General features: G+C 38.1%; 10 protein-coding genes and 1 pseudogene. 3 read left to right on the top strand and 8 right to left on the bottom strand.

Going from position 1 to position 14065, the window contains the following annotated elements:
* Positions 1 to 45 precede the first annotated feature (45 nt).
* Positions 46 to 2901: a zinc-dependent metalloprotease gene (locus FJR09_RS12880; RefSeq protein ID WP_168634279.1), complete on the top strand. Its 2856-nt coding sequence runs from the start codon at positions 46 to 48 to the stop codon at positions 2899 to 2901.
* A gap of 87 nt (positions 2902 to 2988) precedes the next feature.
* On the opposite strand, the gene FJR09_RS12875 is transcribed toward FJR09_RS12880, so the two are convergent.
* Positions 2989 to 4110, bottom strand: coding sequence for a ferrochelatase (locus tag FJR09_RS12875; protein ID WP_015083506.1), 1122 nt, complete (start codon positions 4108 to 4110; stop codon positions 2989 to 2991).
* Positions 4111 to 4542: 432 nt separating this feature from the next.
* Between FJR09_RS12875 and FJR09_RS12870 the strand changes: the two genes are divergently transcribed.
* Positions 4543 to 5007, top strand: coding sequence for a DUF29 domain-containing protein (locus tag FJR09_RS12870; protein WP_015083507.1), 465 nt, complete (start codon positions 4543 to 4545; stop codon positions 5005 to 5007).
* Positions 5008 to 5071: 64 nt separating this feature from the next.
* Here FJR09_RS12870 and FJR09_RS12865 read toward each other — a convergent pair.
* Positions 5072 to 5740: pseudogene (locus FJR09_RS12865) on the bottom strand (TolC family protein); the annotation flags it as partial.
* 143 nt (positions 5741 to 5883) lie between these two features.
* On the opposite strand from FJR09_RS12865, the gene FJR09_RS24695 reads away from it, so the two are divergent.
* Positions 5884 to 6252: a hypothetical protein gene (locus tag FJR09_RS24695; RefSeq protein ID WP_041458662.1), complete on the top strand. Its 369-nt coding sequence runs from the start codon at positions 5884 to 5886 to the stop codon at positions 6250 to 6252.
* A gap of 2 nt (positions 6253 to 6254) precedes the next feature.
* Here the strand turns inward: FJR09_RS24695 and FJR09_RS12855 are convergent, their stop codons facing one another.
* The 6 genes from FJR09_RS12855 to FJR09_RS12830 form a co-directional block, all read right to left on the bottom strand.
* A complete protein-coding gene (locus FJR09_RS12855) occupies positions 6255 to 6404 on the bottom strand; it encodes a hypothetical protein (protein ID WP_158310561.1) in 150 nt (49 codons plus the stop codon).
* 59 nt (positions 6405 to 6463) lie between these two features.
* Positions 6464 to 8215 (bottom strand): R3H domain-containing nucleic acid-binding protein, encoded by a 1752-nt coding sequence (locus tag FJR09_RS12850; RefSeq protein WP_168654095.1) that lies wholly within the window; start codon positions 8213 to 8215, stop codon positions 6464 to 6466.
* A gap of 25 nt (positions 8216 to 8240) precedes the next feature.
* Complete coding sequence (gene ldpA, locus FJR09_RS12845; RefSeq protein ID WP_168654094.1) at positions 8241 to 9374, bottom strand: circadian clock protein LdpA; 1134 nt, start codon at positions 9372 to 9374, stop codon at positions 8241 to 8243.
* Between the two features lie 260 nt (positions 9375 to 9634).
* A complete protein-coding gene (locus tag FJR09_RS12840; RefSeq protein ID WP_015083512.1) occupies positions 9635 to 11233 on the bottom strand; it encodes an Hsp70 family protein in 1599 nt (532 codons plus the stop codon).
* 394 nt (positions 11234 to 11627) lie between these two features.
* Positions 11628 to 12233: an exopolysaccharide biosynthesis protein gene (locus FJR09_RS12835; RefSeq protein ID WP_148765598.1), complete on the bottom strand. Its 606-nt coding sequence runs from the start codon at positions 12231 to 12233 to the stop codon at positions 11628 to 11630.
* Positions 12234 to 12810: 577 nt separating this feature from the next.
* Positions 12811 to 13680, bottom strand: a complete 870-nt coding sequence (locus tag FJR09_RS12830; protein WP_168633492.1) for a lipid kinase — start codon at positions 13678 to 13680, stop codon at positions 12811 to 12813.
* Positions 13681 to 14065 lie beyond the last annotated feature (385 nt).

Here is a 14065-nt window from a genome sequence, read left to right as displayed (position 1 = left end):
CCATTTCAGACGGCTATTAAACAATAATTATCAGGAAGTTAGGAAATGAATAAGTTTACTTTCGCTCTCATTTTGTTTAATAGTCTATTTGTTTCCATAGAAACTGCTGATGCTAAATCATTAATAAATAATCATGATAATTCAAATATAGAAATAGAGAGACAAACCACTAATGTGGATAAAATTGTTCAACAATTAAAACTACCATCTTCCAAAATAGCAGTTATTGATCAAAATCATCAGGTAAAAATACAAAATTTTGTTTGGGTATTTAAGGATTTAAAGGAAGTAGGAAAACAGCCATTTCTTCAAGTTAAGAAGGAAACAGAGAAACCAAAAACTAAACCTGAATCCAATTCTAAATCACCGAAAGAAGATGAATTAGAAGATTTTACAGAAGTTACCAAGGATACCCAAAAATCAGAGGGAATCTTTACTATTTATCGTCATAAACATAAAAATAAAATCTATCTGGAAATTAAACCAGAACAACTCCAAAAAAACTTTATAGCAAACTCAACTTTAGAATCGGGAATTGGTGAAAAGGGTATTTATAGTGGAATGCCATTACAAGACTTCTTATTCTACTTTCAAAAGGTAGATAATCAAATTCAGTTTGTGGTTCGTAATGTCAATTTTCGGACTCGTGAAGGAGATCCCCAAGCCAGATCAGTAGCGAGATCATTTAGTGATTCTGTTCTTTACACTATTCCTATTAAGAGTATTAATTCACAAGGAAAAACTATTCTTATTGATTTAGGTGATTTACTACTCACAGATTTGGCAGGATTATCTACTAATTTAGAATTAGCTGTTAGTCCCGATCAAGGTTATCTTGGTAATGCGAAAGTATTTCCCAATAATTTAGAAATTGGGACGATTTTCAATTTTGCTAATGGTGGCAAGAATTCGGATGTTTTACCAGATAGTCGCGGTTTTACCTTAAAGGTACATTATAGTTTATCGGAATTACCAAAAACTAAATATCAACCTCGGTTAGCTGATGAACGGGTAGGTTATTTCCTCACAGCTTATCAAGATTTATCTAAAGATGAACGGAGAGATACTTTTGTTCGTTATATTAATCGCTGGAATTTAGAAAAACAAGATCCCACAGCCGCAATTTCTCCACCGAAAAAACCGATTGTTTTTTGGATTGATAATGCTGTACCTCTAGAATATCGTCAGTCTATCAAAGAGGGAATTTTGATGTGGAATCAAGCCTTTTTGAAAGCAGGATTCAAGGATGCTATTCAAGTTCAACAAATGCCTGATAATGCTACCTGGGACCCAGCCGATATTCGCTATAATACTATCCGTTGGATTAATACTGTAGATGGTTTTTTTGCGATGGGTCCATCCCGTGTTAATCCCTTAACTGGAGAAATTTTGAATGCAGATATTCTGATTGATGGTAGTTTTGTCCGATTATTAAAAAATGATTATCGGCAAATTATTCAACCTCAAAATTCACAAACTAGCACTTCTTTATCAACATTGGTCAACAATGGGCGTTTGTGTGGCAAAGGTAATCAAAAATCTCCAAAATCATTAGGCAATTTGTCTAAACTAGCGACAGATTATGATTTATGCTATGGCATGGAAGCATCTAATCAGTTGGCTTTTGGTTCTTTAGCAATGTCAATGTTAGGAAATACTACACCAAGTCCAGAGCAGTTAAAAGATTATATCCATCAATATTTACGTTTAATTATTACCCATGAAGTTGGTCATACTTTAGGTTTGCGTCATAATTTCCGTGGTAGTACCTTGCTCTTTCCAGAGGAGATGAATAATCCAGAAATTACGCAGACTAAAGGAATGACAGCATCGGTTATGGATTATATTCCCCCAAACATTGCCCCTAATGGTGTCAAGCAGGGAGATTATTTTCCACAGCAGGTGGGACCCTATGATGAATGGGTAATTGAGTATGGTTACACTCCCAGTCAAGCGTCAACTACCATGGGAGAAAAGTCGTTTTTAGCAGCAATTGCTGGAAAATCTAACCAACGAGAGTTGAGTTATGCTCCTGATGAGGATTTATCTAATAGTGATCCGACGGTGAATCCTTGGGATCATAGCAGTAATGTATTGGTTTATTCTCATTCACAATTGGCTAATGCGCGGCGGATGTGGGAACGATTAAATCAGGGATATGCTATAGATGCAGAAAATTCTAGCGATGTAGAAGAGCGTTTTAATACCATCCTCAGAAATTATTTACAGAATTTATACTATACCAGTAAATACATTGGTGGACAGTCTTTTTACCGAGTTAAACCAAATGATACTAAAGGACAATTACCATTTGTCCCTGTGCCGGTAGAACAACAGCGACAAGCATTGATGACAATGCAAAAGTATGTTTTTGCGGAAGATGCTTTGAAATTTCCCCCGGAATTACTGAATAAATTAGTACCTTCACGGTGGCTACATTGGGGGACTAATATTCAAATCGGACGGTTAGATTATCCAATTCATGATTTAGTGTTGTTGGTGCAGACTGCGGTGTTACGGGATTTATTGGCAAGCGATCGCTTAACACGGATTAAGGATCTAGAATTAAAAAGTGAAACAGGAAAATCTCTCACCTTGCCAGAATTATTTGATACTTTACAAACTGGGATTTGGTCGGAAGTTTTGCAACCTAAAGGCAAATTAAAAATTTCCAGTTTGCGGAGAGGTTTACAACGGGAATATCTAAATGTACTGATGGGAATGGTGTTGCGAAAAGAAGCTACTCCTGAAGATGCCCGTACTTTAGCCTGGTATAAACTCAAGCAATTAAATAATCAATTAAAACGGGTGAACTCTGAAGATGAATATACACAGGCTTTTTTATTGGAAACACGCGATCGCATTGAGAAAACCTTAAATGCACCACTAGTAGGGAATTAATTTTTTTACTCTGCGTCCTCTGCGCCTCTGCGGTTAGATAAATTCCAGAGTTAATGGGCGCAGGAACTGCGCCCTTACAGATTCCTTTTAATGATGGTGATGGTGGTGAGTAATAGCTGATTGTGAATTAACAGCCATTCCTTCCGTTTCCATCAACTCAGCAATATGTGCATTTGCCCATTCAGCAACCATAGCTAGAAATTGTGGATCATCATTAACACAAGCCATTTGTAAATAATCTACATTTGGATGTTGCTTTTCTAAATCATGAATAATGTGATGCACATCTAATAAAGTTTCATGATTTTCAGTTGCAAAACCAATGGGCATAAATAGCAACGCCTTTGCACCCAATTGAATCAAATTTTGAGCGGCTACTGTAGCATTTGGTTGAGTCCATTCAATTAATGGGGTATCGTGATTTAACCAACCCACAGAAATTAACGGATAATTGTTAATTAACTTGTTTCTAACTAACTCATACATGGCTTGACTTTCATCAATTCCCGATGTAAAACCTTTAGCTTTGTGGGGACAACCATGATTCATCAAGATAATCCCAATTTGCGACGGTAGATAACCTGTAGCCAAATCAGTATGAATTTTTTCTTCTACCAAATGCGCCATTAAATCAATATATTTTGGCTCATTGTAGAACGAAGGAATATATCTTTGGGCTTTGATCCAATGTTCATCACCATCAGCTAATTCTACCAGAGCATTATTTACTTGTTCAAGAGCAATACCACTGGTAAAAATGGAATCAACAACCAATAATGGATAAATCAGCAGTTTGCTAAAGCCTTGATCTTTAATTTCGGCTAAAACTTGATTTGGTAAAAAAGGAGCGCAAAAGTTAAAAGCTTTGAAAACTTGAACACCATTACCCCATTTATGTTGTAATTCGTGTTCAATACCCGCTCTTTGTCTTTCAAAAATGGCATTATGTGGGGAGATAAAATCATGATGTGTGTGTCCCCATTCATGACGATCAAATAATGCCAAAAGTTTGGCTAAAGGGGGATAAATCCAAGTAGGAACAGGAGCAAATTTAGCAGTCAGTAAATTTAAAGCTTGTTCGTTATAGTTAGCAAAATCTTCGTAGCTTTCGACTTCGCCATAGCCCATCAGCAATACGGCTACACGGTCTTTACTGGGTAGATGCTCGTGACTATGGGTAGCGTGCAGTTTTTCAGGGGTTGCAACCACAATGAGTTCCTCAAGATAACTAGAACAGGGAGACAAGCCTAGAGAATTACTAGATGATCTCTCTCAATTTGTAGCATAATATCCTATCCGGGGGGATAGGATAAAAATAAAAATAAAAATATACATCTCAGGTATTGAACGATCTTATTTATATTTATTGTCAGAATCAGGATATCCAGGATTTAAGGATGTACAGGATGTGGGTTTGTGTTTGGGGTTGTTGGTTGTCAGAATCAGGATATTCAGGATTTAAGGATTTACAGGATGTTGTAATTTATCTTTCTTGTGTGTGATAATTAATTGAAAAGTTAATTTATCGGGTGTGTTAGTGTTAGCATAACCCGCCATTTACCAAAAATCTAGATTCTGACAAATAGAGAAAAATCACAAGCCTGTAAATCCTGAATCAGACAAATAACTAAAGGTAAAATTATGACCCAAAACATGACCGAAAACATCGAGAAAAACGATATTCTCTATGAATGTGATTTTCTCGCATGGTGCGAAAGAACAGTCAACCAACTCAAAAATAAAGACATAGAAAATCTTGATTTTGATAATTTAATTGAGGAGATTGAAACATTGGGTAAAAGCGAAAGAAGAGAATTAAGGAATCGGTTATTAGTCTTACTATCTCATATTCTCAAACGGATATATGTTAATAGTGCTGAAAACTTCAACGGTTGGGAAATAACTATTATAGAACAACGTAAACAAATCCAAATATTATTAAAAGAATCTCCTAGTCTTAAACCCTATCTAGCGCAAATATTTACAGAGGTTTATCTTGATGCTGTAGATATAGTTTCTGTTGAATATAAACAAACTCAATTTCCAGAAACTTGGCAATTTGATTATAAAACAGATTTACTTTTATCTAGTAAATATTGGGAGTGAAAATCAATGGAAGATTAGATACCTCAACTTTTTATCTGACAATTTATAATCTGACAATTTATAATTAGTGCGTTTTTGGTGCATATCGTTCTAATTGGGCTAGAGAGCGGTTGTAATCCAAAATAGCAGTGACTCGATTACCTTCTGTTGTTGTGAGATCGTTTTCTGCATTAATCACATCAGTTTGAGTAGCAACACCAGATTGGAATCTTAGTCTTGCTAAACGTAAAGCCTCCCTAGCCAGTTCCAGCGCAGCATTGGCAGTTTGTACATTATCTAAATTAGACTTCTGTTGATAAAAAGCCTGTTCTACCTGAAATCGAACTTGCTTTAGCTGTTCAGAAAAGGAAACTTCGGCGATCGCTATATTAGCTCTAGCCTGCTCTGCTTTAGCTCTAGTTGCTCCACCACCAAATAAGTTCCAAGTTGCTTGTATTGACTGAGAATAACCATCACTAACATTTACTTGATCATCAAAATTATCTAATAAGTTATAGTTCAAATTAGAGCTAATTTGCGGACTACTGCTTGACAATGCCTGTCTCAACTGCTGCTCACTAATATTACGTTGTACAACTTGCTGCTTTAGCTCTGTTCGATTTTGATAAGCTAGGATAATACTGTCCTCCAATGTTTTGTTCCACAAACCAGCTATCTGCACAGCATCAGCCGCACTAATATTGACTAACTGGGATAAATTTAGCAGAGTAGCTAACTGACGGCGAGCAATTAGTTCCATAACTAAAGACCGTAAAGTTGAGCTAAAAAATAAAAATGCTGATTTTTCTAAGTCTTTTGCTTGGACAGGAGCAAAGCTTTTGCAACGTAAAAAACATTAGCTTTTATGCACAAAACTATCAAAATCTAGGAGATACTATGTCGGAATCTTATCAATCTAAATATGATCAGAGAAATGCAAATAACCAATTTGTAGATAGAGCAGCATCAGGTAGTAATGTTACATTTAATCAAAATAATTATACTCCAGAACAGAAACAAACTCTTGCAGAAGCAGCAACAGAAATCCAACAACTTCTGAAACAATTGGAAACAGATAATCCTAGTGCTACTGAAGCAGAACAAATTTCTCATATTAAAGATAACACTACTCCTAAATTCCAACGTCGTGCTGCTAGTGCTTTAAAAGCTGGTGGTGAAACTGCAATTGATGAGTTTATTCTTGAAAATAAATATTTGAAAGTTGTTAAGGCAATTATTAAGGGCTGGGTACAACCAGATAGTTAGTTTTAGGCGATCGCTCCTTCCACTCCCTTTGTAGTGCGGGCAAGATGCTCGCTAGAATTATATAAACTAAATGCACAACAGCTTGTCATCCGGTAATAGGTTTTTCCTAATTTTACAAAAGTCCATTTTCCGCCCGTGCTTAGTGTAAACAATAAAAAAATCCCCTGAAAAGATGTAAAAACAATCCTTTCAGGGGAAAATTATCAACAACCTACGCCGGGTAAATTCTTAACCGCCGATTAGGTTCATCGCCAAAACTATCCGATTTGAGACGATAATGTTCCACCAACTCATGCTGCATTTTCCGCACTTGGGAAGAACGGGGTAATAACTCCACAGGCTGACCTTTAGGGATGACAATCTGCTCCACAGCAAGCCTCGCCTCCTCCAAAGCGTCCATTTCATCATCACCACCGTTGTGTAATAACAGTTGTAACTCTCGGTCATCGCCAATATCTGGATCATCAATATTCAGTAAGCGGCGGAGACTGCGAGTAATTTGGGGAATTGTACTAGACTTGATCACATGAATGGGTACATGACGAGCCTTAGCCATTTGTCTTAACTTAGCGTGATTCTTGACGTGCGATCGCAAAGCCAGAATAGCATCAGCACTATCCAAGTCCTTGGTCAATATCACTGGCAAAGTTAACACATTAATCACCTGTTCCAATTGCTGACGACTCACCCCATAGGGGTAAATGTGCAATGGTAAATCTTCCCCATTGGGACCTGCTTGTTTGCGGCTGGCAAAATCAAAACTTTCCGAGTAATTGAAAGATTCATCCAACAAACGGTCAAATTCACTGCGTCCCGTGGGTCTTTCCCGATCTAAAGATAAAGGTGGTAAAGCCACCATTTGTCCAGAAGAACGCCAACCATTAGGTTGAGCAGAGAGGAAAGATTCCTCCACATTAGCAATGTGTCCATTGCCATTACCATTGCTATTGCCACCATTGACCACAGCCAACTGTCTAACAACGCCAACCTTGCCATTGTCATCAACAGTTCTCGTTTGTGGAGTCGGTTGACGACCACGTAACAAAGTATCAACCGTATCAGCCACACATTCATGAACTACCCAGCGTTGCCGTTCCAGCATCTCCACAGCAATCTCAAAAGTAGGTGGCGCTTTGCGTTCCAAAACCGTCTTTTGCGAACCACGCCGTCTAGCTTCATCATCTCCCAGCGTCACAGCCTGAATCCCCCCCACCAAATCAGACAGAGTGGGATTTTTAATCAGGTTTTCAATCTGATTACCGTGGGCAGTTCCTACCAATTGCACCCCCCGTTCGGCAATGGTTCGGGCTGCTAAAGCTTCCAATTCCGTGCCAATTTCATCAATGACAATGACTTCTGGCATATGGTTTTCCACAGCCTCAATCATGACCTGATGTTGTAACTCTGGCTTAGAAACTTGCATCCGTCTCGCCCGACCAATGGCTGGGTGAGCAACATCACCATCCCCAGCAATTTCGTTAGATGTGTCAATAATGACCACTCGCTTATTTAAGTCATCTGCCAACACACGGGCAATTTCCCTTAAAGCCGTGGTTTTACCAACACCCGGACGACCTAGCATGAGAATTGATTGACCAGTTTCCACCAAATCGCGGATCATGGCAATTGTTCCGAATACCGCCCTGCCGACCCGACAAGTTAAGCCAATAATCTTACCGCTACGGTTACGGATAGCACTGATCCGATGCAAAGTTTGCTCAATTCCTGCCCGATTATCCCCCCCAAAATTTCCCACTCGTTGAATGCAATCATCTATCTGTGCTTGAGTGACTGGTGTTTCGCTCAAATACTCAGCTACATGGGGAAACCGAGCTTCTGGACGACGGCCTAAATCCAAAACCACTTCAACTAAATTATCTCCATTAGGATGATGCTCTAGTTTTTCTTGAAGGTCTTGGGGCAAAATGTCTAACAACTTTTGGAGATCTTCTGTAATCGTCATGCTTTCTATTGGTGACTTGACGTTTTTAGAGATATGCTTGGAGCGATGAGCGCGACTGCTCAGACTTAATCTGGGAAACGAGAGTATGGGCAACCCTTACAGCCTCCCATAGTAATTCCGGTTCTGATTCCAGGCGAATATTGCCTTGACTATCAGTGTTAATCACCTCCTTTTTTTCTAACTGGTCAAGAATGGGTGACAGCAATACACGGGCGTAACTACCATAGGCAACCCCAGAGATAAAAGCTGGGGACTCTTTCCCCCCTGCCTCTTTCAGCAGTCCCATTCCCTTCAATTTAGGAACGGTGTAGCTATTAGTTCCGCCTGCTAACTGCACATATCCCGGTAGGTTTGCTGCCAAAACTTTTTGCCCCAATTTCACTGTGGCTATGGTTGTACCATCACCAATATCACCACTCATTGAACGTCCATCAGTTTGCCAAATTAAAAACTGGGGACGGGGGATAATTAAATCATAAATAGCTTTTAGGTAATTAATTAGACCTTCTCCATCGTTACAACTGATGGCTACTAACTTTAATTGATCTGCCCAAGGTGTCATCGCGTCCCATAACCGTTGGAATTCTGCCAACCGCCCCACTTGAGTATGAATTTCTACGGCTGCTATTCCCGTTGACATGATCAATGGTACGATCTCCCCTGGCGTTGACTCATAAGATTTTGTATAAATTATCCCATAAGGACAGATAGGAATGCAACGGCCACAGCCATAACATTTTTCAGCGATTACTCCAGAAAAATCATCTTTGGTATTGTTAAATAAAATTGCTTGGGCTGGACAAATTTTTTCACATGGTCTGGAACAATCGCGGGGACAGTCTTGAGAATTAAACTCAGCTTTCCGAAAATGGGGATCTTCGCCATCATTGAGACTGACCATCAACAAGGGCAAATTCCCTGTCAAGGCAAAGCCTCGCTTTTGGGCATTATATCTCAAGCTTTGGGCTACCAGTAAAGCTTCTTGGGTGGCGGCAATGACTGCCGGATCTGCTGCTACATCTATACAGTCAGCACCAGCCAAGGTGTAGGCTAATGTTAAGTTTCTGACCGCAGGAAGATGTTGGTAACTGGCTCCGCAAATTAATTTGAACCAGTTACCCTGTTGTAGGGATTGTAAAGGGGCTAATAAATCAGTCACATTTCCATTATGCGTTTATTCGACTGAAAATAGCAGCCTGTGATCAGGAAAATTTAGATTTTTTTGTTACTAGTTTTTTATTGGTAAATTTTTATACTACTATAAAGCCTCTCTGTTTTGATTTATTGGTGAGAAATCTGGATTAAAAGAATGCAGAATTTAGAATTTAGAATTTAGAATTACGTTTTGCAACGGGGATTTTACCCCGACACAAAACCCGCTGCTTGTAGAAGCAGGGGACTTTAACCCCCAAAGGTAAGTTAAGTTAATTTGGCTACAAGTTGATTTTCTAATAGGATGTTATTTGTTAATAAGTCCTCAACAGTAATTCTTAAAAACCGTTGTTCATCAACTTGAAAATAGATTTTAATGCGATCGCTTCCCGGAAATCCTGGAGGTTTAAGTTTGGCAATTTTACTGGCATTTACTGTATCATTGAGAGGCTTAACAGTAGTTGCACCATGATCAAGCTGACGAGTAATTAAGCGGTCGCCCTCAAAGTATATCTCTGTTCCACCTGTTTGAGCGCCCAATTCCCCAATAATTAACTCAATGCTGGGTTGATTTTCCACAGAAGCACCCAAAACTAATTCTACGGGTTGAGTCATGGGGTAAGGTTGTCCAGTTTTAATAATTGGATGCCAACTATGACGTTGATTGCGGCGATCCCAATAACGCACACCGTAACTATGATAAAGATAGTCTTTAATTTCTATCCCTTGAGTTATTTGTAACGCCCCTTGAGCGATTGCTTCAAAAGGCAATTGACGGCGGATTTTTTCTGGTTCAAAATATTGTTCTATCCATGCTTGCACTACGGGCAACTGTACAGTTCCCCCAACTAATAATACTGCATTAATATCATCAATTTCTATACCGTAGCGTCGCGCTTGCTGTAATAGCGTCATCATTACATCATGCAGTTTATCAAAAAATCCGTTTTCCTGCAAAATATTTTCAAAGGTGTAACGATCAAGATCCATTTCATAACTTTCAAAAGTTTGATCATGAAAATAAACTTCACTAGCTTTATCTTGGTGAGATAGCTGAATTTTCAACTGTTCCGCTAGTCGCGCTGTAAGAGAACTAACTGGCAATCCTTGGGTTTTAGCAAAGTAATCTACTATCCAATTATCAATATCAGTTCCGCCTAGATTTTGCCCTGCTTTTGCTAATACACGGGCTGTTTTAGTCTTTTGTTGAGAATTTTCACCCAGATTTTTATCACCCCATTTGAGAAGAAATCCTAAAGGTTTAGTCTTGGCTTGTGTACCTTGATCTAAACTCACTAAAGATAAATCTAAAGTTCCACCACCAAAGTCAACGACTAAGAGAGTTCCTTGATCTGTTAAACCATACCCCAAAGCCGCAGCAGTGGGTTCATCCAACATCCGCACCTGTTCGACGGCTAATGATTGACAAACTTTCCCTAACCAGTGACGATAGGCTTCAAAACTATCTACTGGTACGGTTAAAACCAAGGAATCTATTCCCCCTTCTAAAGGTGCTAATTCTGCAATTACTTTGCTTAAAAACCATGTTCCTATTTGTTCAAAGCTAATGTTTTGTCCATCAAGTTCCGGTAAAAAACCCTGGATATCTGCACCAATTCCCCGTTTAAAGTTCCGGAAGAATCTGGTGTCAGTTTTCAGATCCAAACCGCGATCGCGTACCTGTTGTCCAGCTATAATTTTACCAAGGCTGGCATTTTCTACATAAACTAAGCTGGGAATCAGTGGAGGATTAAGAAATTGTTGCGTTGATAATCTGGGTAGATTCAGGGTTTCTGCTTGTTGGGTGACAGAATTCCAACGAGTGATAACTGTGTTACTTGTACCGAAATCAATAGCGATCGCCATATTCTTTGATTATTTAAGTCAGGTATCCAAATAAATATCTAACATACCTCTAAGATACAAGGTTGGGTTGAGGTACGTTCACGAAGTGTGGCGAGGCCATAACCCAACATGAGCGTCGGGTTGCGCTGTTGCTTAACCCGACCTACAAAAAATGGACAAGGTATTGATATTGGATATTAAGTTTTTTATAGTTTGTGACAAAACATACTTTCTCGAAAGGATGAGAATACAAAATTGAAAGTTATACAGAAATTATCCGGACATAACAGAATCAGCCGTGGATACTCAAATAGTAGATGCACCTTAATTAAACCATTACCCTTGGCTTGTGCCTAAGGGTTTTTTTCTTTGGGATTTATATCTTAACAAATTTTGATCAGGAATGCCAAAAATTTTATTTGAAAATAGCAGGCAGTAAGTTGGGGGCTAACCATAATGCATAACCAATAAAACCAAATAGCATAGTAATCAAGAGAGTAGCGACATAACTAATACACATTAATAAACCATCAGATTCAATAGTAGCAACTGCCAAAAGTAAAATCCCCACAGTCGGAATGGGATTGGTAAAGGGAATGGGGGAAATTAGTAGTATTGTTAACCAAGAGATGCACAGCCCGTTAAACCGCCAAATTAAAGGATGATTGGCGACTTTTTGTAGTCGGGGACGGGCAATTTTTTCTAATACCCTAGTCACGCGACGCAGATTTTGTAAGATGATTTTAGCGAAGGCGTTGGGAAATTTATAGTTAGCGATTTTCTTGGGTAGCCAAGGTGTTCTCCTCCCTAAAACCATTTGCAATGATAATAATAGACAAGCACCACCTAAAGGACTGGTTAAGCCTGGAGGCATGGGAAATAGAAAAGGTAATACTAGTAATGTGATTACTAAGCTAAAACCCCGTTCGGAAGTTTCCGCTAGGATATCACCTAAAGTTAGTGGCTGTTCACTTAAACGTTCTAGAAGGGATTTAATTTCTTGAGAAAAGCGCAAATTCATAACTATGATTTTAATGATTTTTCTGATTCTTATGATACAGCAAAATTCAGGAGTGAAACCCGTTGGATGCTTCCTTGTTGACAGATAGGAGTTTTGATTTTCATTTTTTACCTTGTTTAGTGACCATCTCCTGTTTAATTACATAAATAATAGTTAAGATATCATTAAATAAATCATATCAATCAGTTAAGATATCATCAAATAAATCATATCAATCAGGTAAATCATAGTTGAATTTTCATTTTTTACCTCGTTTAGTGACCATCTCCTGTTTAATTACATAAATAATAGTTAAGATATCATCAAATAAATCATATCAATCAGGTAAATCATAGTTGAATTTTCATTTTTTACCTCCTTTACTGACAATCTCCTGTTTAATTACATAAATAATAGTTAAGATATCATTAAATAAATCATATCAATCAGTTAAGATATCATCAAATAAATCATATCAATCAGGTAAATCATAGTTGAATTTTCATTTTTTACCTCGTTTAGTGACCATCTCCTGTTTAATTACATATCCCATCAAATAAATCATATCAATCAGGTAAATCATAGTTGAAGATGATAGTCATAGGGCTAAAACTGCGATCGCTTGAGGAATCACCCGAAACACAGCGGGAGTATGGGTTGTAATTTCTCCATCTGTGTTAATAGCATGGGGTTTTCTAGTATATATTGTAAATTCCTGACCTTCAAGGGCGCGGACATTCGGCCAATCAATATGTCTACCTTGACGCATAGCCGGAAGTAGGGGAAGAATTTGCCACCAATGATCGATTTCTAAACTATAAAGATCCAGTCTTTGATCGTCTATCGCTGCGTCGTGAACTACAGCCATACCACCACCATAATAGCGACCATTACCCACAGCAATTTGCACAGTTTTCACATGAATTGATTCGTTATTCACACGAATTTCTGCACTAAAAGGGCGAGATTTCCAAACTACTTGAAATGCAATTGCTGCATAGGCAAATATACCCCAACGCCGTTTAATTTCTTTAGTTAATTGTTGAGTAATTTTTACACTTAAACCCAGACTAGCAACATTAAAAAAATATTTCCCATTTACAGAACCTAAATCAATTCTTCGCAAGTTTCCAGAGGCAATAATTTGACACGCTTCCGGTAAAGAGTTGGGAATTGCTAAAGTCCTGGCTAAGTCGTTAGCAGTTCCTAATGGTAAAATACCCAAAGGTAATTGAGTCTCAATTATTGCCTCTATAGTAGCATTAAGTGTACCATCACCACCACCGACAATTACCAAATCTATTTGCTGTTGGTAACGCCGAATCACAGTCCCTAGTTGAGTTGGATGTTCTGTAGATTCTGTAATTATTTCCAAACCCAATTTATTTAAACAATTTATTGCTTCTTGGTAACGTTCTTGCCCTTGACGAGAATTACTATTTATTAACAGTAGTGCGCGAAGACTCATTGCGTCCACCTTTTGTAGTTTATATATCGAATTATCTACATCTATTTTCTGAGAATATCAGCGGCAGATGATCAGAAGGTTGAAACATAACTTGTCATAGAAGAGAATACAGTAATATGGTTTCAGCATCAATACCTTGTCCATTTTTTGCTTTGTTGGGTTAAGCGACAGCGCAACACAACCTTATATCTTAGAGGTATGTTAGAATAAGTTTTCAGCGATTTTACATTTCTTTACACAGTTTGGTTTTATTGTGTTGACTTACTTAATTATCAGCCGTAGTGAATATATATATATATACTTATTATTCCTCTTTTTTTCATTCTATCTATCCAAAGAAATATCTATTCTTTAATATTATTTTGACTTGGCTTTATTGATATAA

It is taken from the genome of Dolichospermum sp. UHCC 0406 (assembly GCF_009712025.1).
GTDB classification, from domain to species: domain Bacteria; phylum Cyanobacteriota; class Cyanobacteriia; order Cyanobacteriales; family Nostocaceae; genus Dolichospermum; species Dolichospermum lemmermannii.
The sequence above is the reverse complement of the archived record's forward strand: the minus strand, read 5'-3'. Positions and strand labels throughout refer to the sequence as shown.